Origin of the sequence: Herbaspirillum sp. SJZ107 (assembly GCF_006715485.1) — a bacterium.
In the GTDB taxonomy this organism is placed as follows: domain Bacteria; phylum Pseudomonadota; class Gammaproteobacteria; order Burkholderiales; family Burkholderiaceae_D; genus Telluria.
The window spans coordinates 1,317,022-1,338,386 of sequence record NZ_VFNH01000001.1 but is presented as its reverse complement, the minus strand read 5'-3'; the positions used below and the strand labels follow the sequence as shown (position 1 = coordinate 1,338,386).

The 21,365-nt window shown below is 67.0% G+C and carries 21 protein-coding genes; 12 read left to right on the top strand and 9 right to left on the bottom strand.

Features of this window, described 5'->3' with window-relative positions; all coding sequences use genetic code 11:
• Window positions 1-85 precede the first annotated feature (85 nt).
• The 4 genes from FBX97_RS06015 to recJ all read left to right on the top strand — a co-directional run bounded on the left by FBX97_RS06015 (window position 86) and on the right by recJ (window position 5,143).
• Window positions 86-1,312: a hypothetical protein gene (locus FBX97_RS06015; protein WP_141829501.1), complete on the top strand. Its 1,227-nt coding sequence runs from the start codon at window positions 86-88 to the stop codon at window positions 1,310-1,312.
• A gap of 18 nt (window positions 1,313-1,330) precedes the next feature.
• Entirely contained in the window at window positions 1,331-2,290 is a 960-nt protein-coding gene (locus tag FBX97_RS06010) for a ferritin-like domain-containing protein (protein WP_185748487.1), read from the top strand.
• A 60-nt stretch (window positions 2,291-2,350) separates the two neighbouring features.
• Complete coding sequence (locus FBX97_RS06005) at window positions 2,351-3,421, top strand: hypothetical protein (protein WP_141829499.1); 1,071 nt, start codon at window positions 2,351-2,353, stop codon at window positions 3,419-3,421.
• A 72-nt stretch (window positions 3,422-3,493) separates the two neighbouring features.
• Complete coding sequence (gene recJ, locus FBX97_RS06000) at window positions 3,494-5,143, top strand: single-stranded-DNA-specific exonuclease RecJ (RefSeq protein WP_141830965.1); 1,650 nt, start codon at window positions 3,494-3,496, stop codon at window positions 5,141-5,143.
• Window positions 5,144-5,173: 30 nt separating this feature from the next.
• On the opposite strand, the gene FBX97_RS05995 is transcribed toward recJ, so the two are convergent.
• Complete coding sequence (locus tag FBX97_RS05995; protein ID WP_141829497.1) at window positions 5,174-5,872, bottom strand: DUF1566 domain-containing protein; 699 nt, start codon at window positions 5,870-5,872, stop codon at window positions 5,174-5,176.
• 64 nt (window positions 5,873-5,936) lie between these two features.
• The gene (locus FBX97_RS05990) at window positions 5,937-6,896 is read right to left on the bottom strand and encodes a LysR substrate-binding domain-containing protein (protein ID WP_141829495.1); all 960 of its coding nucleotides are present in this window, start codon (window positions 6,894-6,896) and stop codon (window positions 5,937-5,939) included.
• A 102-nt stretch (window positions 6,897-6,998) separates the two neighbouring features.
• Between FBX97_RS05990 and FBX97_RS05985 the strand changes: the two genes are divergently transcribed.
• A complete protein-coding gene (locus FBX97_RS05985) occupies window positions 6,999-8,198 on the top strand; it encodes an MFS transporter (protein WP_141829493.1) in 1,200 nt (399 codons plus the stop codon).
• Window positions 8,199-8,255: 57 nt separating this feature from the next.
• On the opposite strand, the gene FBX97_RS05980 is transcribed toward FBX97_RS05985, so the two are convergent.
• From FBX97_RS05980 to FBX97_RS05965, 4 genes are read right to left on the bottom strand one after another with little or no spacing between them, the layout of a single operon-like run.
• Entirely contained in the window at window positions 8,256-9,551 is a 1,296-nt protein-coding gene (locus tag FBX97_RS05980; protein ID WP_141829491.1) for an MFS transporter, read from the bottom strand.
• Between the two features lie 54 nt (window positions 9,552-9,605).
• The gene (locus tag FBX97_RS05975; protein WP_221631747.1) at window positions 9,606-10,097 is read right to left on the bottom strand and encodes a cupin domain-containing protein; all 492 of its coding nucleotides are present in this window, start codon (window positions 10,095-10,097) and stop codon (window positions 9,606-9,608) included.
• Window positions 10,098-10,115: 18 nt separating this feature from the next.
• Window positions 10,116-10,502 carry a VOC family protein gene (locus FBX97_RS05970; RefSeq protein WP_141829489.1) on the bottom strand — a complete coding sequence of 129 codons (387 nt, stop codon included), beginning with the start codon at window positions 10,500-10,502 and terminating at the stop codon, window positions 10,116-10,118.
• A 25-nt stretch (window positions 10,503-10,527) separates the two neighbouring features.
• Complete coding sequence (locus FBX97_RS05965) at window positions 10,528-10,956, bottom strand: DUF4440 domain-containing protein (RefSeq protein ID WP_141829487.1); 429 nt, start codon at window positions 10,954-10,956, stop codon at window positions 10,528-10,530.
• A gap of 181 nt (window positions 10,957-11,137) precedes the next feature.
• Between FBX97_RS05965 and FBX97_RS05960 the strand changes: the two genes are divergently transcribed.
• The 3 genes from FBX97_RS05960 to FBX97_RS05950 are packed head-to-tail and all read left to right on the top strand — an operon-like array spanning window position 11,138 to window position 12,635.
• Complete coding sequence (locus FBX97_RS05960) at window positions 11,138-11,575, top strand: antitoxin Xre/MbcA/ParS toxin-binding domain-containing protein (RefSeq protein WP_141829485.1); 438 nt, start codon at window positions 11,138-11,140, stop codon at window positions 11,573-11,575.
• A 1-nt stretch (window position 11,576) separates the two neighbouring features.
• Window positions 11,577-12,287, top strand: a complete 711-nt coding sequence (locus FBX97_RS05955; RefSeq protein ID WP_255517315.1) for an RES family NAD+ phosphorylase — start codon at window positions 11,577-11,579, stop codon at window positions 12,285-12,287.
• 27 nt (window positions 12,288-12,314) lie between these two features.
• Window positions 12,315-12,635 (top strand): DUF2288 domain-containing protein, encoded by a 321-nt coding sequence (locus tag FBX97_RS05950; protein ID WP_141830958.1) that lies wholly within the window; start codon window positions 12,315-12,317, stop codon window positions 12,633-12,635.
• A 90-nt stretch (window positions 12,636-12,725) separates the two neighbouring features.
• On the opposite strand, the gene FBX97_RS05945 is transcribed toward FBX97_RS05950, so the two are convergent.
• Window positions 12,726-14,315, bottom strand: coding sequence for a methyl-accepting chemotaxis protein (locus tag FBX97_RS05945; protein ID WP_185748486.1), 1,590 nt, complete (start codon window positions 14,313-14,315; stop codon window positions 12,726-12,728).
• 228 nt (window positions 14,316-14,543) lie between these two features.
• On the opposite strand from FBX97_RS05945, the gene FBX97_RS05940 reads away from it, so the two are divergent.
• Window positions 14,544-15,284 carry a GAF domain-containing protein gene (locus FBX97_RS05940; RefSeq protein ID WP_141829483.1) on the top strand — a complete coding sequence of 247 codons (741 nt, stop codon included), beginning with the start codon at window positions 14,544-14,546 and terminating at the stop codon, window positions 15,282-15,284.
• 51 nt (window positions 15,285-15,335) lie between these two features.
• Here FBX97_RS05940 and FBX97_RS05935 read toward each other — a convergent pair whose 3' ends face one another.
• Both FBX97_RS05935 and FBX97_RS05930 read right to left on the bottom strand, forming a co-directional pair.
• Window positions 15,336-15,767, bottom strand: a complete 432-nt coding sequence (locus FBX97_RS05935; protein ID WP_141829481.1) for an SEL1-like repeat protein — start codon at window positions 15,765-15,767, stop codon at window positions 15,336-15,338.
• On the bottom strand, window positions 15,764-17,809 hold the full coding sequence (locus FBX97_RS05930) for a bifunctional 2',3'-cyclic-nucleotide 2'-phosphodiesterase/3'-nucleotidase (RefSeq protein WP_141829480.1): 2,046 nt from the start codon (window positions 17,807-17,809) through the stop codon (window positions 15,764-15,766). The genes FBX97_RS05935 and FBX97_RS05930 overlap by 4 nt, the downstream gene beginning before the upstream one ends.
• Before the next feature lie 148 nt (window positions 17,810-17,957).
• On the opposite strand from FBX97_RS05930, the gene prfB reads away from it, so the two are divergent.
• The 3 genes from prfB to lysS all read left to right on the top strand — a co-directional run bounded on the left by prfB (window position 17,958) and on the right by lysS (window position 21,329).
• Window positions 17,958-19,062, top strand: a protein-coding gene (prfB, locus tag FBX97_RS05925; protein ID WP_141829478.1) for a peptide chain release factor 2 whose coding sequence is annotated in 2 segments (ribosomal slippage) — window positions 17,958-18,038 and window positions 18,040-19,062 — 1,104 coding nt in all. Because the reading frame shifts where the segments join, the coding sequence is not laid out codon by codon here.
• Window positions 19,063-19,077: 15 nt separating this feature from the next.
• Window positions 19,078-19,743, top strand: a complete 666-nt coding sequence (locus FBX97_RS05920) for an HAD family phosphatase (RefSeq protein ID WP_141829476.1) — start codon at window positions 19,078-19,080, stop codon at window positions 19,741-19,743.
• A 35-nt stretch (window positions 19,744-19,778) separates the two neighbouring features.
• Window positions 19,779-21,329: a lysine--tRNA ligase gene (gene lysS / locus FBX97_RS05915; RefSeq protein WP_141829475.1), complete on the top strand. Its 1,551-nt coding sequence runs from the start codon at window positions 19,779-19,781 to the stop codon at window positions 21,327-21,329.
• Window positions 21,330-21,365 lie beyond the last annotated feature (36 nt).

Sequence of the window (21,365 nt, the reverse complement as noted above, 5' to 3'; positions counted from 1 at the left end):
ACCGCGCCGACGGAACTTCGGGCGCGTCCGCCTATCGTACGAAAAGGCCGAACCCCGACGGCGCATCCGTTTCAGGAGAATCACCATGGCATTCAGCGTGTTCGATTCGAGAGGCAACCCGATCGACAACCAGCGCTATACCTGGCGCGACCTGGTGCGCAAACCCCTCAGCAAGCTCGACGACGACGCGTTTACCCGCGTGCGCGTCATCATCATGAACGCCATCGAGCTCGAAGCGCTCGCTTTCTCGCACAACTGCGCGCGCTGCAACAGCGCGCTGCGCCTGCCGCTGGCCCTGATCCGGCGCTCGGAACAGCACCAGGCCACGATGGTCAACTGGCTGCTGTCGCCCGACCATTCCCCGCTCGAGACCACGATCGCCTACGAGCAGGTGGCGATCGAACTGACCGCGGCGGTGGCCCAGCGCGAGCCGGACGGCTACCTGGCCCAGTGCTACCGCTTCGGCCTGCTGGAAGACTTCGACCACCTGTACCGCTATTCCGCGCTGCTCGACCGCCTCGAGGGCAAGGACCCGAACAACATCGTGCAGAGCTACACCGACATCCTGCCGGCGCGCCCGACCTGGGAACACCACCGCCATCCGTCCGACGACCTGCGCGTGCCCTACGACCACAGCACCGCGCACATGCTGAGCAAGCTGCATGCGCTGACCATCACCTCCACCGAACAGCAGACCCAGAACTACTACATGAACGTGGGGCCGCTGTTCGCCGACCCGGTGGCGCGCCAGCTCTACGCCGAGATCGCCTCGGTCGAGGAGCAGCACGTCACCCAGTACGAATCGATGCTGGATCCGACCGAGACCTGGCTCGAGAAGTGGATGCTGCACGAGGCCAACGAGTGCTACAACTACTACAGCTGCGTCGAGACCGAGACCAACCACGAGATCAAGGCGATCTGGGAACGCTTCCTCGACTACGAGCTGGGCCACTTCCACACCGCGGCCGAGGCCTTCGCGAAATACGAGCGGCGCGATCCGCATGAGGTCATCACCGGCGCCTTCGACGCGCCGATCCCGCTGAAATCGCAGCGCGACTTCTACCGCAAGGTGCTGGTCGACGAGGTCGACCTGCGCGCCCTCGGCACCCAGTTCGTGCCGAAGGACCAGGAAAGCCGCGACAGCATCGCCTACCGCACCCAGATGAACAGCGACGGCTCGCCCAGCATGGCGATCTCCGCCGGCTACGTGTGGGCGCCGGGCACCGAAATCGTCACCCGCGGCGCCGTCAGCGGCGCCGCCCAGGCCACCGGCATGGCGAATGCGGCCAGCATGCCGGCCACCCTGCATTGAACCCCATCGGAGGACATCATGGCGCAACAACATGAACATGTCGGGATGAACAAGACCGGCATCCAGATGTCGCCGCTGGAAACCGGCCGCATGCTGGATGACGACGACATCCTCACGCGCGGCACGCCGGGCGACGACAGCGCCGCGCTGCAGCTGCGCGAAGCCTATATCGCCGACTCGGGCGGGGTCGGCTCGATCCCGGCGCCGGGCACGGTGACCGGCATGGTCAGCATGGGCGTCAACATGCTGACCGGCGACAAGCCGCAGATCCTGCTCGACAAGATGGCCGAGCGGCTGGCCTTCGAGCGCACCGGCACCCGCCTGTACGACGCCCTGCTGACCAAGCTCGACGTCTTGCAGGCTGATAGCGCCGCCGCCGCATCGATGGGATCGATCACGCGCGAACAGGCCGCCAGCATCCGCGGCGACGAGGCACGCCACATGCTCCTGATGAAGGAAGCGATCGAATCGATGGGAGGCGACCCGACCGCGCAGACGCCCAGCGCGGACGTGGTCGGGGTCGAGTCGATGGGCATGGTGCAGGTGCTGAACGATCCGCGCACCAGCCTGTCCCAGTCGCTGCATGCCATCCTGACCATCGAACTGTGCGACAACGCCGGCTGGGAAACCCTGATCGCGCTGGCCGAAGAAGGCGGCCACGACAAGCTGGTCGACCGCTTCAGCGATGCGCTGGTGCAGGAACGCACCCACCTGTCGCTGGTGCAGACCTGGTACGAGGAAACCGTCGGCCTGAGCGCGGCCGGCCTGAGCGGCGCCGGTTCGGCCAGCAGCGACGCCGGCGGCATCGTGCGCGCGCGTGCCGGCGTCGTGCCCGGCACCTCCGGCAGCGGGCCGAATCTCGGCACCGGCGCCATGCGCGCTGCCGCTTCACCGGCCGAAGTCTCGGGCGACGGCGGTGCCGGCGTCACCCCGGGTGGCGGCGCGCCGGGAAAAGATCCGGGCAAACCGAAACCTTAGCAAACCGGCCATGCCTGCACAGGCCGCGCATTTCTGGCGGACATGGCCTACAATACGAGGATGGCTCATATTTCGCTTGTCCTGCCGTTCGCCCTCCCCGTTCCCGAGTTCGCGCCCGACCTGATCCGCGCCCTGCAAGCGCCGGCGCTGGCGGCGCTGTCGTCGCGCACGTCCGAGCGCCGCTACCATCCGCTCGACCCGAAAGAGCGTGTCTTGCCGCACGAACTGTGGATCGCCCGCGCCCTCGGGCTGATGCGCGGCGTCGAGCCGGCCGTGGCCGCCAGCGCGATGCGCGGCCTCGGCCTCGACCCGCAGGACGGCACCTGGTTCGTGGTCAATCCGACCCACATCCAGATCGCCCGCACCCACCTGATGATGGGCGACCCGCGCCAGCTCGACCTGCGCGAGGACGAAGGCCGCGCCCTGTTCGACAGCGCCCTGATCAATTTTACGGAAGCCGGCCACGACCTGCGCTACGGCAGTGCCGACACCTGGTTCATGCGCGCCGACGCCTGGGACGACCTGCACACGGCGAGCCTTGATGCGGCCGTGGGCATGAACCTGACCGACTGGATGCCGACCGGCGCCCAGGCGCGCGCCTTCCGCAAGCTGCAGAACGACGTGCAGGTGAGCTGGTTCACCGACCCGGTCAACGCGGCGCGCGAGGCGCGCGGCCAGGTGCCGATCAACTCGATCTGGCCCTGGGGCGGCGCCAGCAGCGCGACCGAAGAGGCCACCCGCCTGGTGGCCAGCGCCCAGGGCAAGTCGATGGACAGGCCTGCCGTGCTGACCCATGCGGTGCCGGGCTGGCTCGATGCCCTCGCCGGCACGCGTGCCGCCACGCCGTCGGCCCTGCTGGCAGGCATCGACGCGGCGCAGGCCGGCCAGTTGCTGCTGGTGGCCGGCAACGCGGCTGCGCCGGCCATCGCCGCCGACTGGGACGGCTGGCTGCGCGCCATCCAGTATCTGGAAGCCGAGCTGTTCGCGCCGCTGCTGGCGCTGCTGGGCAAGGGCCGCGTGCAGAGCCTGCGCCTGGTGCTGAGCCACCGCGACGGCCACCTGGAACTTGTAACCACACCGATGGCCCAACGCAAGTTCTGGCGCCGTCCGAGTCTGGAAGCACTCATTTAAAGACCCGCATCTAAAGACCGCACTGTGAAAACCCGCATCGCCATCCGTCCCTGCCCGGTACGCCAGTCCGAAATGCTGCGCCAGAGCGGCATCCACCCCGTGCTCGCGCGCGTGTTCGCCGCGCGCGGCCTGACCGACGCGCGCGAACTCGCCAGCGAGCTGCAGGCGCTGCTGCCGCCGGCCGCCCTGCTGCAGATCGACGCCGCCGCCGTCTACCTGGCCGACGCCATCCAGGGCGGCAAGAAGATGACCATCGTCGCCGACTACGACTGCGACGGCGCCACCGCCTGCGCGGTGGCACTGCGCGGCCTGCGCGCGATGAACGCGCACGTCGACTATATCGTGCCCAACCGTTTCGAGTACGGCTACGGCCTGACGCCGGAAATCGTCGAGCTGACCGCGCGTGAAAAGGCGCCGGACATCATCATCACCGTCGACAACGGCATCGCCAGCATCGACGGCGTCGAGGCGGCCAAGCGGCGCGGCATCGACGTGGTCGTTACCGACCACCACCTGCCGGGCGACCGTCTGCCGGACGCGCGCGTGATCGTCAACCCGAACCAGCCCGAGTGCGGCTTCCCCAGCAAGCACCTGGCCGGCGTCGGCGTGGTGTTCTACGTGCTGCTGGCGCTGCGCGCCGAACTGCGCAAGCGCGGCGTGTTCGATGCGCAGACGCAGCCCAAACTCGATTCCCTGCTCGACCTGGTTGCGCTGGGCACGGTGGCCGACGTGGTCAAGCTCGACACCAACAACCGCATACTGGTGGCGCAGGGCCTGAAGCGCATGCGCGCCGGACGCATGCATGCCGGCGTGGCGGCGCTGTTCCGCGTCGCCGGGCGCGAGGCGCGCACGGCCTCGCCGTTCGACCTCGGCTTCGCGCTGGGTCCGCGCCTGAACGCCGCCGGCCGCCTGGAAGACATGTCGCTCGGGATCGAATGCCTGACCACCGACGACGAAGGCCGCGCCTGGGCCATTGCCCAGCAGCTCAACGAGATCAACCTGAAGCGGCGCGAGATCGAAGCCGACATGCAGGGCACCGCCCTCTTGCACCTGGACGATTTCGAACCGGCCGCCGCCAGCACGATCGCCGTGTTCGACGACGGCTGGCACCAGGGCGTGATCGGCATCGTGGCATCGCGCCTGAAAGAAAAGTTCTACCGCCCGACCATCACCTTCGCGCCGGCCGGCGACGGCTGGATCAAGGGTTCGGGCCGCTCGATCCCGGGCTTCCACCTGCGCGACGCGCTGGACCTGGTGTCCAAACGCGTGCCGGGGCTGATCGACAAGTTCGGCGGCCACGCGATGGCGGCCGGCCTGACCATCCGCGGCGACCACTTCGACACCTTCAGCCAGGCCTTCGAGGCGGTCGGCCAGGCCTGGCTCAGCGCCGCCCAGCTGGAGCGCGTGGTCGAGACCGACGGCCCGCTGGAAGACGATTTCTACAGCACCCAGTTCATCGAGCTGCTCGACGGCCAGGTCTGGGGCCAGGGCTTCGCGCCGCCGGTGTTCGTCGACGAATTCCGCGTGGTCAGCCAGCGCATCCTGAAGGACAAGCACCTCAAGCTGCTGCTGGAACGGAACGGGCGCCGCTACGACGCGATCTGGTTCGGCCACACCGACGCGCTCGGCGACATGGCGCGGGTGGCCTTCCGGCTGGATGCCAACGAGTACAACGGCGTGACCAAGGTGCAGTTGTTGGTGGAGCATGCCGAGCCGGCGTAACGCCGGCTCGGCATGCTCCCTGCCTTGCATTTATGAGCGCACGCAGCTGACGTAAGCCACATCCGTATCCGTGCGGCTGACAGCATCCCCGGTCTCCAGGTCCAGCACCATGTGGGCGCCGTTCGCGCCGCCCGCCGCGGTCGAGGTCCAGGCCTTGCCCAGCTGCCAGTTGTGTCCGGCGATCTTGCCCGACGCCACCAGCCGCGCCAGCTCGGCCTGGGTCGGCAGGCGCCAGTTGGCGACACTGTCGATCACGGTGCCGGCGCAGAAGTCGGTCGCGTGCGCATAGGTGTCGGTGTGCAGCACGCGTGCGTAGATCAGGCCGTCGGTCAGGGCGGCGGTCGCACCGGGCGACACCGGCGCCGTGCAGGCGTAATTCGCCACCGTGGCCGGACTGACGCAGGTTGCGCTGACGGTCAGCGTGGTCGACGTGCGCGTCGGGCCGTAGCTTTCGTAGCCTGGCTGGGCGGCCGTGATCTCGGTCTGGCCGACGCCCTTGATCGTGACCGTTGCGCCGCTGATGGTGGCCACGGCGGGATTCGAGCTGGTGTACACGAACGCGGCCGGGCTGCGCGACGACGGCGCGGTCAGGACGAACGGCGCGTCGGTTTCCTTCTTGCTGATCGCCGCGAACTCGCCCAGCGGCGGTCCCTCGCCCGCGCCGCCGCAGGCTGTTACCGCAGAAGCCAGCACGCAGGCCAGCACGGCTGCTCCAATGATGCGTTTCATCTCGAGTCTCCCAAAAGTGTTGCCGGACTCTAGCAGATGAAAGAGGAGAAATAAAGACAGTTTGTCAACTTGCCGCATCGACCGCGCCCTCGGGCGCAGCATCGGCCTCGTCGCCGAGCGCCTCGCACAGCACAGCCACCACCTGGCTGACGCGCGGCAGCGACGCCTTGGCCCTGGGCCAGACTACATGTAGCGGCAGCCCCGGCGCCGCATGTGCCGGCAGCACCTGCACCAGGCTGCCGTCCGCCAGCTGGCCGCCGACCAGCCAGGTCGGCAACTGGGCGATGCCGAGGCCGGCCAGCGTCAGGTCGCGCTGGGCCTCGGCATTGCCGGCCACGATGCGGGCATCGAGCGCGGTCTTTTCGATGCGCGGTTCGGCCCGGCCTTCGCCGCTGCGGATCAGCCACGGGCTGATGCTGCCGTCGGCCTTGCGGTACATGATGGCGGCATGCTGCACGAGGTCCTCGACCGTCGCCGGGGTCCCGTGCGCGGCCAGGTAGGCCGGCGCCGCGCAGAACACTTTCTGTTCCCGACCCAGGTAACAATGGCCGAGCGACGGCGGCCAGGCTTCCGGACTGCCGATACGCAGCGCCACGTCGATGCCTTCGTCGTGGATGTCGACGTAGCGGTCGGTAAACGACAGCACCGGCTGCAGGCGCGGATAACGCCCGAAGAACGGCGCCAGCACCGGCAGCGCCACCAGGCGGCCGAAGGTCACCGGCAGGTCGATGCGCAGGCGCCCTGCCAGCACCTCGCCGTCGCTGCCGAGCGCATGTTCGGCTTCTTCGAGTTCGCTCAGCACCCGGGTGCAGGCCGCCAGGAAGCGGCCGCCCGCCTCGGTCAGCGCCAGGCGCCGCGTGCTGCGCTCGAACAGGCGCACCTGCAGCCGCACTTCCAGCCGCGCGACTGCCTTGCCGACCGCGGAACTGGTCAGATTCAGGCGCTCGCCGGCGCGCACGAAGCTGCCGGCCCTGGCCACTGCAACAAACACTTCTACACCTTTCAAACGTTCACTGTTCGGCATGCCTGATTCCGGAAATAAATTCCGCTAATTATAGAAAAAATACCCGAGATAGGAACATACATATCGAATAGGATGCTCACCCCTGCAATCGACAACCTTTCCATGTCCCATCCAGCCACCGCAACACGCGCCGCGCACGATACCACCCAGCCTGGCGCCGCCATCTCGATCCTGATCCTGGCGATCGCCGCCTTCGTCATCGTCACCACCGAATACCTGATCGTGGGCCTGCTGCCGGCGCTGTCGCGCGACCTCGCCATTTCGATCTCGGCCGCTGGCCAGCTGGTGACCCTGTTCGCCTTCACCGTCATGCTGTTCGGCCCGCCGCTGACGGCCTGGCTGTCGCACCTGGACCGCAAGAAGCTGTTCGTCGCCATCCTGGTGGTGTTCGCCCTGTCCAACGCCCTCGCCGCGCTGGCACCCAACATCTGGGTGCTGGCGCTGGCGCGCTTCATCCCGGCGCTGGCGCTGCCGGTATTCTGGGGCACGGCCAGCGAAACCGCGGGCCAGCTGGCCGGTCCCGCCAAGGCCGGCCAGGCGGTGTCGCGCGTCTACCTCGGCATCTCGGCGGCCCTGCTGTTCGGGATCCCGCTCGGCACCGTGGCCGCCAACAGCGTCGGCTGGCGCAACGCGTTCTGGATGCTGGCCGTGCTGTCGCTGGCGATGGCGGCTGCGCTGTGGGCGCTGATGCCGGCCGTGGCGCGCGCCCCGCGCATGGACTTCAAGCAGCAGGCGCGCCTGTTCCGCGAGCCCTACTTCCTGGCCAACGTCGCACTGTCGATCGTCGTGTTCACCGCGATGTTCACCGCCTACACCTACCTCGCCGACATCCTCGAGCGCCTGGCCGGCATCGCCCCGGCCCGGGTCGGCTGGTGGCTGATGGGCTTCGGCGCGATCGGCCTGGTCGGCAACTGGCTGGGCGGCAAGGCGGTCGACCGCGCGCCGGTCAAGGCCACGGCAGGCTTCGCGGCGCTGCTCGGCATCGGCATGGCGCTGAGCGTGCCGGCCGTGCATTCGCTGCCGATGTTCTGCCTGGTGCTGGCAGTATGGGGGATCGCCTACACCGCCCTGTTCCCGATCTGCCAGGTGCGCGTGATGAGCTCGGCGACGCATTCGCAGGCGCTGGCCGGCACCACCAACGTCTCGGCCGCGAATGCCGGCATCGGCATCGGCGCCATGCTGGGCGGCGCCGTGATCCCGACGCTGGGGCTGGACAAGATCGGTTATATCTCCGCTGCGATCGCCCTGCTGGCGGTGCTGATGGCGCCGGTCGTCGGCGCGCTCGGCCGCAAGCGCCCGTGACGGCTCAGGCGCCGTCCAGGCCGACCTGCGACATCGGCAGCGCCGCGCAGGCCGTATTTACTGCGGCTGGGACCGCGCCCGCGCGCCGCGCCAGGGCCGGTACAGGATCAGCGCCGCCGCCAGCCCGCAGGCCGCCGCAGCCGCCATCCAGTAGCCTGGTGCCGCCTTGTCGCCGGTGACCTGGATCAGCCAGGTCGACACCACCGGCGTGAAGCCGCCGAAGATCGCCGTCGCCAGGCTGTAGGCCAGCGAAAAGCCGACCGTGCGCACGTCGGCCGGCATGATCTCGGTGAGCGCGACCACGGTGGCGCCGTTGTAGCTGGCGTACATGAAGGAGAGCCACAGCTCGGCTTCCAGCATGTGCGCGAAGGTGGTGTCGCGCACCAGCCAGGCCAGTACCGGATGCGCGGTCAGGAGCGGCAGCACCGTGAACACGACCAGCAGCGGCCAGCGTCCAATGCGGTCCGACAGCGCGCCCATCAGCGGCAGCCATATGAAGTTGGACAGGCCGATGCAGAAGGTGGCCAGCAGGCTGTCCGCCGCGCTCAGCTTGAGCACGCTCTTGCCGAAGGTCGGCGCGTACACCGTGATCAGGTAGAACGACACCGTGGTCATCACCACCAGCATCATCCCCAGCAGCACCAGCCGCCAGTTGGCCACCATCGAGCCGACCACCTCGCGGAAGGCCGGGCGGTGCTTGCGCGCCTTGAAGGCTTCGGTCTCCTGCAGCGAGCGGCGGATCACGAACACGATCGGGATGATCGAGCAGCCGACGAAGAAGGGAATGCGCCAGCCCCAGTCGCCGATCACGCCCGGCGCCAGCTGCTGGTTCAGCAGGTAGCCGAGCGCCGCCGCCGCCATCACCGCCGCCTGCTGGCTGGCCGACTGCCAGCTCACGTAAAAGCCTTTCTGGCCGGGCGGCGCCATCTCGGACAGGTACACCGACACGCCGCCGAGCTCGACACCGGCCGAGAAGCCCTGCAGCAGGCGGCCGGTCAGCACCAGCAGCGGCGCCGCCACGCCGATGGTGGCGTAGCCCGGCACGAAGGCGATCAATACGGTGCCGCAAGCCATGATCGCCAGCGTCACGATCAAGCCCTTGCGGCGGCCGATGCGGTCGATGTAGCTGCCCAGGATGACCGCGCCGAGCGGCCGCATGAGGAAGCCGGCGCCGAAGGTCACGAAGGTGAGCATCAGCGACAGGTATTCGTTACCGGATGGGAAGAAGGTGCTCGCGATGTAGGTGGCATAGAAGCCGTACAGGAAAAAGTCGAACATCTCGAGGAAGTTGCCGCTGGTGACGCGAATGACGGTCGCCAGCGGCGATGAAGCGGGCATCGCCTGTGTGGACATGAAGTCTCCGGAGTGCATGGATGCCTCATTGTCGCCGAATCATCCTTTCCGTGCTCAGCGCTCCGGATACGGTGTGCCGTCCTTACGCGTGAAGCGCCAGCCCTCCGCGCTGCGCTCGGCCGCCAGGTCGTCGCGCGGATACACGACGCCGTCGCCGGGGCGGCGGTCGCCCACTTCGAGGTAGCATGCCTCCTGCGCCGAGCGGTTGACCAGCTGGTGACCGGTGCCGCCGGCCGGGAAACCGGCGCACATGCCGGCGCCGAGGCGGGTTTCGCCGCCGTCGTGGACCAGCACGAGTTCGCCGCTGAGGACGTAGATCCATTCGTCCTGCACCGCATGGCGGTGGAACAGCGAGGATATCGCCCCCGGCGCCATGGTCACGTGGTTGACGCCGAAGCCCTGCAGGCCGAACGGGTCGCCGAGCGGGCGCTTGACCCGGCCCTGCACCATCGAGGCAAACGGCTCCGGGTAATTCGAGGGTTTGGCGCGCGCCGGCGCGGCGGCGGCGGCGAGGGCGACGGGTGGCGTATCGGGGGTGGACATCATGCGCTCCTTCCAGTGTGCTTACTGTCCTGCCGGCGGCTGCCACAACTCGACCTTGTTCCCCTCCGGGTCGATCACCCAGCCGAACCTGCCGAATGCCGAGTCGTCGGTGTTGTCGAGCACCTGGCAGCCCTCGTCGCGCAGCGCCTGCAGCAGCGCGTCCAGGTCGTCGACCCGGTAATTGATCATGAAGGGTGCGGTACCCGGGGCAAAATGCCCGCTGCCGGCCTGGCCGATCGACCAGATCGTGGTGCCGCCGGCAGGCTCGCCGTCGGCGCCGCGCCAGCTGAAGGCCGCGCCGCCCCATGGCAGCACGTCGATGCCGAGGTGGCGCCCGTACCAGGCGCGCAGCGCGTCCGGGTCCTGCGCTTGGAAGAAAATGCCGCCGATGCCTGTCACTCGCTTCATGTGCGCTCCTGTCATGGTTGGATGCTTACCTGGCTGCGGCACCCGTGCATGCGCACGGCGTGTCGCCGCGATCGAACACGATCTTCCAGCGTCCCGGCGCTTCCAGGCGCCAGATCGAATTGAAACGCCCTACCCGCTTGCCGCCGGCGTCGAACACCGGGCCGCCGCTGTAGGCCAGCGTGCCGGAATCGACCACCTCGACCTGTTCCGGCTCCCACGAAAACGGCGCCTGCGGGCCGTCGTAATACGCGCGCCAGGCGCGCGCGATGGCATCGCGGCCGCGCAGCGGGGTAGTGCCGTCAAAGAAGATGGCCTCTTCGGCCAGGAAACCGCGAAAGGCGGCATGGTCGCGCGCCTTCATGGTGGCGGCAAAGGCACGCTCGGCGTTGATGACCTGCCGCTTGAGGTCGGCGTTGGTGGGCCGCGCCACATTGGCCAGGGCCAGCATCAGCATGCTGAGGCATAAGACGCCAATCGACAGCAGACGCACGGTGCACCTCCCGCTTAGACATTGTCTCTCGCTATTAGTTACTTATTATTAACTGAACAATTCTGCCATCGCGCTCGGCTTTGCACAAGCGACTTGCAATCGATCCTGAAGCGGAGTATAAAAACTACAGAATCGGAGGATTGATATGAGCCACGCGTACGCCTATCCCACCAGCCATTTCGAAACCACGCCCCTGGTCGACCTGAATGCCCGACCCGAGCGCGAGCGCCTGTCCCGCTCCGCACTGAAGGGCTTCTTCCAGCTTGCCGCAGCCTGGCAACTGCGCGACGACGATGCGCGCGAGCTGCTCGGCGGCCTGTCCTCGTCGTCGTTCTACGAATGGAAAAAGAACCACGAGCGCGTGCTCGAGGTCGACCGCATCACGCGCATCTCCTACCTGCTCGGCATCTACAAGGCACTGCACATCCTGTACGGCGACAAGCTGGCCGACGAATGGATTCGCCTGCCCAACACGAATGCGATCTTCCGCGGCACCACGCCGCTGGCCTACATGCTGGGCGGCGGGCTGCTGGCCATGCAGACGGTAAGGCGCCTGCTCGACGCGCGGCGCGGAGGACTCTGAGGTGAAGCTCCTCGACAAGCCGGCCAGCCGCGCGCTGCCGCCGGTCACCCCCCTGCGCCAATTCGACACCTGCCGCCTGATCCCGTCGCGCTTTGCCGAGGCCGAGGATTCGGTGCTGGCCCCGCTGGCCGGCGGCGACGATGGCGTCCTGCGCGACCTGTTCGACCTCGACAACGCGACCAACGACCGCCTGCGCGGCGAGTCCGGCCTGTTGCCCGGCATCGGCATGGACGAACTGGTGTTCGGCGTGCCCAACTTCCGCATGATCAATGCCGCCTATACCTATGCGCGGCCGGAAGGCAGCCGCTTCAACGACGGCGCGCGCGGCGCCTGGTATTGCGCCTTCGACGCCGCGACCGCGCTGGCCGAGATCGGCTTCCACAAGGCGGTCGAGTACCAGGAGATCGGCCGTTTCGAAGACAGCGTCAGCTACCAGTGCCTGCTGGCCGACTTCACCGCCGGCTTCCACGACCTGCGCGGCTTCGCGCCGGCGCGCGCCTGCCTCGACCCGCGCAGCTACGTCGCTTCGCAAGGGCTGGCGGCCGAGCTGCTCGAGGCCGGCTCGATGGGCGTGATCTATCCGAGCGTGCGCCGGCCCGAGGGCACCAACCTGGCCTGCTTCCGGCCGGCGCTGGTCGGGAATGTCCGCAAGGGTCCCGCCTATCGGTTAACATGGGCGGGTTCGCCGATTCCCGGGATCGAACCCATTTAATCCAGTACCGACATGAGCAACGAGCCTATCAAGACCGACCCGCTGAAAGACAGCGAACTGCACGACAAGATCAACAGCGAGACCGCGCGCGTCCACTGGTCCGAACTGGAACGCCATTTCGCCCAGGGCAATGTGGTGTACGTCAGCGAGGATCTCGACCTGATCGAAGTCGCGCTGCGCATCGCCCACGACGACAAGGCCAGCATCGCGCGCTGGATGGGCGAAGGCAAGCTGGCCAAGGTGACGACCATCCAGGCCCAGACCTGGCAGGCGGCCGACAGCCAGCTGTGGGCCTCGGTGGTGAGCCCGTTCGTGCTGGTGCAGCCGGAAAAGAAGAGCCTGCACTGATTTGGCAGTGCAGCATAAAGATGGCCCGGCATCGAGCCGGCGTACGTGTGGGCACGGGGTGCCCACCCTGCAATCGCAGGCTTCTGCGAATCAAGCGCTCAGGAGCGCCGCGCCGCGCCCGGCGCGCCCTGCTTCCAGTTGAAACACATTGACCAGCTCGGCCAGCTGGTCGGCCTGGTCCTGCAGCGAGTGCGCGGCCGCCGTGGCTTGCTCCACCAGCGCGGCATTCTGCAGCGTCATCTCGTCCAGCTGCACGATGGCGGCGTCGACGCGCTCGATGTCCTGGCTCTGGCTGCGGGTCGCCTCCGAGATGCGGCCCATGATATCGCTCACGTGGTGCACGCCGTCGACCACCTTGCGCATGGTCGCGCCGGCGCGTCCCACCAGCACCGTGCCGGCGTCCACCTTGCTCACCGAATCCTCGATCAGGGCCTTGATTTCCTTGGCCGCCGCGGCCGAGCGATGGGCCAGGTTGCGCACTTCGGACGCCACCACGGCGAAGCCGCGGCCCTGCTCGCCGGCGCGCGCCGCCTCGACCGCCGCGTTCAGGGCCAGGATGTTGGTCTGGAACGCGATGCCGTCGATCACGGCGATGATGTCGACGATCTTCTTCGACGCGTCGTTAATCAGGCTCATCGTCTGGACCACGCCGTCGACCGCGTCGCCGCCCTGGCGCGACACGCTGGACGCGTCCTGGGCCAGCCGGCTGGCCTCGTCCGCATAGCCGGCGTTGCGGCGCACCGAATCGATCAGGTGCTTCATCGAACCGGCCACCTGGGCCAGTTCGGCCGCCTGCGACTCGGTGCGGCGCGACAGGTCGACGTTGCCGAGAGCGATTTCGGCCGACGCCGACGCGATTGCATGGGTACCGCCGCGCACCTTGCCGACGATGCCGCTCAGGCTGTCGCGCATGGCGCTCATCGCCGCCAGCAGGCTGCTCGGCGGCGCGCGGCGCACGTCGACCTGGTGCTGCAGCTCGCCGCGCGCGATCGCATGCGCCACGCTCGACGCGTAGGCCGGCTCGCCGCCCAGCTGGCGCACCAGGCTGCGCACGATCAGGAGGCCGACCGCCGCTGCCAGCACCACGCACAGCGCGGTCAGGGCGGCGATCGTGGTGCGCGCCGACGAGGCGGTGGCGCGCGCGGCCGCGCTGGCCTCGTCGCTGCCGTCTTGCAGGCGCTTCAGCAGCACCTCGATGTCGGCCACGATGCGGCGCCGCAGCGGCGTGCATTCCTGGGTCAGGAAGGTGCCGAAGCCGTCCATGTCGCCGGCCGCGCGGTAGCGCCGCGGGCGCTGCAGTTCGGTGCTCATCGCCATCAGCTCCGCGCGCACCTTGGCGTACTGCGGGTCGCCCTGCAGCGGGCCGTCGAGCTTGCCGAGCGCGGCGCGGAAATCCGCCGCGTGCCGGTCGACCAGGTCGAGTTCGCGCACCGCGTCGGCATCGTTCTTGAATACGAAGGCGTTGCGCGCCGCGATGCCGGACTGGTCGAGCGCTTCACGCGCTTCGTACAAGGGTTCCAGGCGGGTGCTGCGCAAGCTGTCGGCATTGCCGAGCGCGCGCTCGATCGCGTTCACGCGCGATACCGAAAACAGGGCCAGCGCCACCGTGACCACGACCACGAGCGCAAAGGCGCCATAAAGTTGTGCAGCAATGCCAACACTTTGCAATTTTTTTGTCATATTTTTCTTAGTTGACAAGATGAGATTTACCGATGGAAATTGATGCAATTGATGAGCATATCATTAAATTGACGACAGAATAGTTGACCATCTGAAATATTTTAGCCAAATTCGTGTTAAAAGTAACAAACTCAAGGCCTGAATAATCGAATTTGACGACAAAATAGCTAAACGAAGACCGGAAAACATTCGCTCGAATCCGTTATACTGAGGCGAAAGAGGCTGTTTATGCAAAGCAACATCAAAGAAGACGATCCCATTCTCACTACCAGCGAAGTCGCTCGCTTGTTAGGCGTGGCCACGAGCACCGTCCAGATCTGGATGGAAAGCGGCGCGATCGAATCGTGGAAAACCCCGGGAGGGCACCGCCGTACCCGTTTGAGCCTGGTCCAGGGCTTGATGCACGGCGAGGAAGCCCGCAACACCCCCGATCCGAATACCGATCCCGAATACCAGCCGGCACAGGCCCCGAACTACCCGGTCCCGGCCACCGAGCGTGCGCGCCTGGCGGCGCTGGCGGCGTCCGGCCTGGTCGACAGCGCCGAGGAAGCCCGCTTCGACCGCGTGGTACGGCTGGCGTCGATGGTCACCGGCTCGCCGATCGCACTGATCTCGCTGCTGACGTCGACCCGCCAGTGGTTCAAGGCGCGCGTCGGCCTGCCGGCACAGGAAACGCCGCGCGACTGGGCGTTCTGCTCGCATGCCATCCTGCAGAACGAACTGTTCGTGGTCGAAGATGCGCTGCAGGACGAGCGCTTCCGCAGCAATCCGCTGGTGCAGCAGGACCCCAACATCCGCTTCTACGCCGGCGTGCCGCTGCGCGACAAGTCGGGCCAGCCGCTCGGCACGCTGTGCGTCATCGACCGCGAGCCGCGCCGCCTGCGCGCGTCCGAGGTGCAGAGCCTGCTCGACCTGGCCGAGATCGCGGCGAACGAGATCCAGGCGCCTAACCGCCCTTCCCGCCATTGAATTTGTAGGGTGGACAAGAACGGGTGGACGGGAAACCCGTCCACCTGCCTGTCATTGACGCTGTGACTCGTGCGCACGGTGCTGCATCGCATGCGCCGCTTCGCGCAGCAACTCGGCCGCACTGGCCGGGTCGCGCTCGCTCATGGCCCTCATTGCCATCTCCTGCAAGGCCTCCGGATACTCCGCCTGCGCCGCCGCTTCCAGCCAGCGCCGCGCCGCGGCCGGGTCGCGCGTTGTGCCCTCGCCTTCCGCCAGCATGTGTGACAGGATGAACATCGCCTCAGGCACCCCACCCTCGGCCGCTGCCGTCAGCGCAGCGGCCGCCCGTGCCGCGTCAACCGGCAGGCCGTGGCTGCCGTTGCGATACGCCAGCCCGCGCAGGTAGTCCGCGTGGGCCGTCGCCGCATCAGGTGACGGCGCGGCCGCCGCGGGGCCAAGCAGCAGCGCCGCCAGCAGCAGTGCGGAGGCATGCCTCCACCTCATTTCGACAAATCGACCGCATACAGCGCAAACCCCTTGCCCTGCCCGTCGTCCTCGCGCAACTGCGACACGTTGGCCAGCCCGGCGGCGCGCGCCAGCTCGATCTTGCCCGGCGCCGAGTGGAATACCACCGGACCGGCGGTCTTGACCCGGGCGAAGCGCCAGCTGCGCTGGGCGCCGTTGGCGGCGCGCGTCAATTGCTTCGCCGTGCGGATGTAGTCGATCAGCACGTCGCGGCTGGCATCCGGCGAGGCGATCACGGTCTTGCTGCCGTCCAGGCCGGGGAAGTTGCCGCCGCCGCTGGCACGGTAGTTGTTGGTCGCGACCAGGAAGGCCTGGGTGTCGGCCACCGGCTTGCCGTTCAGCGTCAGGTTGCGGATGCGCCCGCCCGGCGCCCGTGTGACGTCGATCTCGTAGCCGAGCGCCGCCGAGGTGACCGTGTCGAAGTTGAAGCTGGGGAAGGCAGGATTCAGCAGTTCCTGCGGCTCGGTCTTCGCCGGGTCGATGGTGTTGAAGCGGCCGGCCGCCTTTTCCAGCCAGGCTTTCAGGCCTGCGCCGTCGACCTTCACCGCGTACAGGGCATTCGGATACAGGTACAGGTCGGCCGCGTTGTTCAGCGCCAGGTTGCCCGGCGCGACGTCGGTGTAGTCGCCGGCGCCGCCGAAGCCGCTCTTGAAGGCGGCCGCCATCGACAGCACCGGCAGGTCCGCGTACTGCGGCAGGTTGGCGGCGACGTACTTGCGCACGTACTCGGTCTGGGCCTGGTTGACGACCTCGATCGCCGAGCTGTCGCCGACGTCGGCGAAGTAGGTCGACATGCGGAAGTCGGTGCTGCCGACCGGCGTCTTCACGTACTCGATGGTGGCTTCGTGCTCGGCGCGCACCATCTGCATTACCTGCGGATCGGCGGCCACGTATTGCCTGTTGCCCTGCTCGGTCGTGCGGCTCTCGACCACGGTGCGGTCGCGCTCGACTTTCCAGCCCTTGCCGTCGTGGCGCAGCGAAAACCTGACCACGCCCAGGTTCTTGCCCCACAAATTGGCCATCACGGTCGGCACGCCGAACACGGTGCCCTTGGCCTTGTCGACGTGCGGCAGGTTGAATTGCGGGACCGTGCTGGCCGGGTTCGGGAACAGCATGTGCGAATGGCCGAGCAGCATGGCGTCGATGCCGCCGATCTCGCTGCTCTGCTGCGCCAGCCAGTAGTTCCCGTTTTCCATCGTCGGCGAATATGGGGCGGCATCCAGGCCGCCGTGCGAGATCACCACCACCAGGTCGGCCCCTTTTCTCCGCATCTCGGGCACGTAGCGCTTCGCGGTCTCGACCAGGCCTTCGGTGTAGACCTTCCCTTCCAGCCAGCGCTTGTCCCAGGCAAGGATGGTCGGCGGCGTGAAGCCGATGATGCCCACCTTGACGGTTGCCTCGACCGGGCGGCCGGCGCCGTCGACCGCTTTCACGCGCTTGTCGATGATCCGGTACGGCGCGAACAGCGGCTGCCTGGTCTTGCTGCTGTAGACGTTGGCCAGCACCATCGGGAAGCCCGGGCCGGCGCACGCCTTGCCGCCCTTGGCCGGCACGCCGTCGGCGTCGAAGCCCTTGCCGCTGACCTGGCCCAGGAAGCCGAGGCCGTAGTTGAAATCGTGGTTGCCGATGCCGGCGCCGTCGTAGCCGAGGCGCTGCATCACTTTATAGATGCCGAGCTGCTGGTCGCATTTCACCGGCTTGACCAGCGCCTGGTAGTCGGCCAGCGCGGTGCCCTGGATGGTGTCGCCGTTATCGAACAGCAGCGTGTTCGGGAATTCGGCGCGCGCCTGGGCGATCAGCGTCGCGGCGCGGTCCAGTCCCAGCGACGGCTCGGCAGCCAGCTTGAAGTAATCGTAGCCGACCACGTTCGAGTGGATGTCGGTGGTTTCCAGCAGCGCCAGTTCGGCATGGGTGCCGGCAGCCGGCCTGGCTGCCGGCGCAGCCCAGGCGGATGCGGCCAGCGCCGACATCAGCGACACGGAAAGGGGGAAGGCAAGGCGGGAGCGAAGACGATTCGGCATGGCAGGAATGACAAGAAACATTGGCAACAGCGGTCCATCATACAGAAGCGTCATGTCACCCGGCAAGGTCAGGCCAACTTGGCGCTTGGCGCCGGCGCAGTCGGGTATAATCTCCGGTTCGATTCAACTACAAGACACACCACCGACCATGGAAGCTGAACGCATCAACGCCCTCTCCGCCCTGCTGAACGACCTGACGGATCGTGAAGCCGAACTTCGGAGGTATCTTTGACTTCGATAAGAAGTCCGAGAAACTAGAACAGGTCAACCAGGAGCTGGAAGACCCGGCCATCTGGAACGACCAGAAACGCGCCCTCGAGATGGGCAAGGAAAAGAAGGCCCTCGAAGGCGTCGTGCTGACGCTGGAAAAGGCGCGCGCCGACCTGGGCGATGCGAACGACCTGTTCGAGATGGCGCGCGAAGAAGGCGATGACGACACCATCGAATCCGTCGAAGGCGACGCGGAAGAGATCAAGAAGGTCATCGAGGCGATGGAATTCCGCCGCATGTTCAGCAACCCGATGGACCACGCCAACTGCTTCATCGACATCCAGGCCGGCGCCGGCGGTACCGAAGCCCAGGACTGGGCCTCGATGCTGCTGCGCCAGTACCTGCGCTATTGCGAACGCAAGGGCTTCAAGGCCGAGGTGATGGAAATCTCCGAGGGCGAGGTAGCCGGCATCAAGACCGCCACCATCAAGGTCGACGGCGAATACGCCTACGGCCACCTGCGCACCGAGACCGGCGTGCACCGCCTGGTGCGCAAGTCGCCGTTCGACTCGGCCAACGGCCGCCATACCTCGTTCACCTCGCTGTTCGTGTATCCGGAAGTCGACGAGTCCTTCGAGATCGAGATCAACCCGGCCGACGTGCGCATCGATACCTACCGCGCATCCGGTGCCGGCGGTCAGCACATCAACAAGACCGACTCCGCCGTGCGCCTGACGCACGCGCCTTCGGGTATCGTGGTCCAGTGCCAGAACGACCGCTCGCAGCACCGCAACAAGGCCGAAGCCTGGGACATGCTGCGCGCGAAACTGTTCGAGCTCGAGCTGCGCAAGCGCATGGCCGAGCAGCAGAAACTGGAAGACTCCAAGACCGACGTCGGCTGGGGCCACCAGATCCGTTCGTATGTGCTGGACCAGTCGCGCATCAAGGACTTGCGCACGGGCTTCGAGACCGGCAATACCAAGAACGTGCTGGACGGCGACCTCGACGATTTCATTTCCGCATCGCTGAAGCAAGGCGTATAACAGAGAGTAAACAGCATGACCCAAGCGCGCGCATTCATCTTCGACATGGACGGCACCATCGTCGACAACATGGCCTTCCATACCGACTCCTGGCTCGAGTTCTTCGCCCGCCGCGGCAAGACCTACGAGGCTGACGCCTTCTTCCGCGAGACGGCCGGCGCCCAGGGCCGCGAGATCCTGCGCGCGCGCCTCGGCCCGGACATCCCGGACGACGAGATCGCCGTGCTGGCCCAGGAAAAGGATGTGCTGTACCGCGAGATGTACGGCCCGCACCGCCGTGCCATCGAGGGCTTCGAGCACTTCGTGACGAGCGCGCGCGCGGCCGGCGTGAAGCTGGCGGTGGCGACGTCCGCGCCGCCGAAGAACATCGTCTTCACGCTCGACGAGCTGGACCTGCGCCGCCACTTCGACACCGTGGTCGGCGCCGCCGACGTCAAGCACGGCAAGCCGCACCCGGACGTGTTCCTGAAAGCGGCCGAGCAGCTCGGCATCGATCCCGCCGCATGCATCGTGTTCGAAGACGCGCCTATGGGCGTGGAAGCGGCGCGCCGCGCCGGCATGCGCGCGGTGGTCATCACGACCACGCTGCCGGCCGAGGCCTTTGCCGAATTCGACAACGTCATCCGCGTGGTCGACGACTATGCCGACCTGGACATCGGCAGCCTGTGCGCGAGCCTGTGAGCCAAGTCTGCAATCAATACTAGAGTGAACCTGATATGAGCACCGACAACAACCAAGAACAACAACACCAGGAACCGGCCGGCCTGGGCCTCGACGACAACAAGATCATCGCCGAGCGCCGCGCCAAGCTGGCCGCGATCCGTGAAAAAGGCGTGGCCTTCCCGAACGATTTCGTCCCGCAGCACAAGGCGGCCGACCTGGCCGAGCAGTACGGCGGCTGGAGCCGCGAAGAGCTGGAGAAGGAGCCGCAGCAGGTGGTGCTGGCCGGCCGCATGATGCTCAAGCGCGAAGCCGGCAAGAAAGCGGCGTTCGCCACCCTGCAGGACGCGTCGGGCCTGCGCGCCGACGGCCGCATCCAGATCTACGTCACCCTCGACAACCTCGGCGAGGAAGCGATGGAAGCCTTCCGCCGCTACGACCTGGGCGACATCCTCGGCGTCGAAGGCACGCTGTTCAAGACCAAGGTCGACGAGCTGACCGTCAAGGTGACCACGCTGCGCCTGATCACCAAGTCGCTGCGCCCGCTGCCGGACAAGTTCCACGGCCTGGCCGACCAGGAAACCAAGTACCGCCAGCGCTACGTCGACCTGATTATGAACGAAGAGACGCGCCGCACCTTCAAGGCGCGTACCGCCGCGATCGCGTCGATCCGCCGCTTCATGCAGGAACACCAGTTCATGGAAGTCGAGACCCCGATGCTGCACCCGATCCCGGGCGGCGCCGCGGCCAAGCCTTTCATCACCCACCACAACGCGCTCGACATGCAGATGTTCCTGCGTATCGCGCCCGAGCTGTACCTGAAGCGCCTGGTGGTCGGCGGCTTCGACCGCGTGTTCGAAATCAACCGTAACTTCCGCAACGAGGGCGTCTCGGTCCGCCACAATCCGGAATTCACGATGATGGAGTTCTACGCGGCCTACACCGACTACAAGTGGCTGATGGACTTCACCGAAGCCGTGATCCGCCAGGCCGCCGTCGACGCCCACGGTACCGCCGAGCTGACCTACGGCGGGCGCGCGCTGGACCTGGGCAAGCCCTTCCACCGCCTGACCATCGTCCAGGCCATCAACAAGTACGCGCCGGGCTACACTGCCGAGCAGCTCGACAGCGCCGAATTCCTGCGCACCGAACTCCTGAAGTTCGGCGTCAAGCCGCTGGCCCACGCCGGCCTGGGCGCGCTGCAGCTGGCGCTGTTCGAGGAAACCGCCGAAGCCCAGCTGTGGGAACCGACCTTCATCATCGACTACCCGGTCGAAGTGTCGCCGCTGGCGCGCGCCTCGGACACCCGCGAAGGCATCACCGAGCGCTTCGAATTGTTCATGGTCGGCCGCGAGATCGCCAACGGCTTCTCCGAGCTGAACGACCCGGAAGACCAGTCGGCGCGTTTCCTGGCCCAGGTGGACGCCAAGGATGCCGGCGACGAGGAAGCGATGTACTACGACGCCGACTACATCCGCGCGCTGGAATACGGCATGCCGCCGGCCGGCGGCTGCGGCATCGGCATCGATCGCCTGATGATGATCATCACCGATTCGCCGAACATCCGCGACGTGCTGCTGTTCCCGCACCTGCGTAAAGAGGACTGATCGACGATCGCATGATCGGATAAAGAAAGGGGCGCC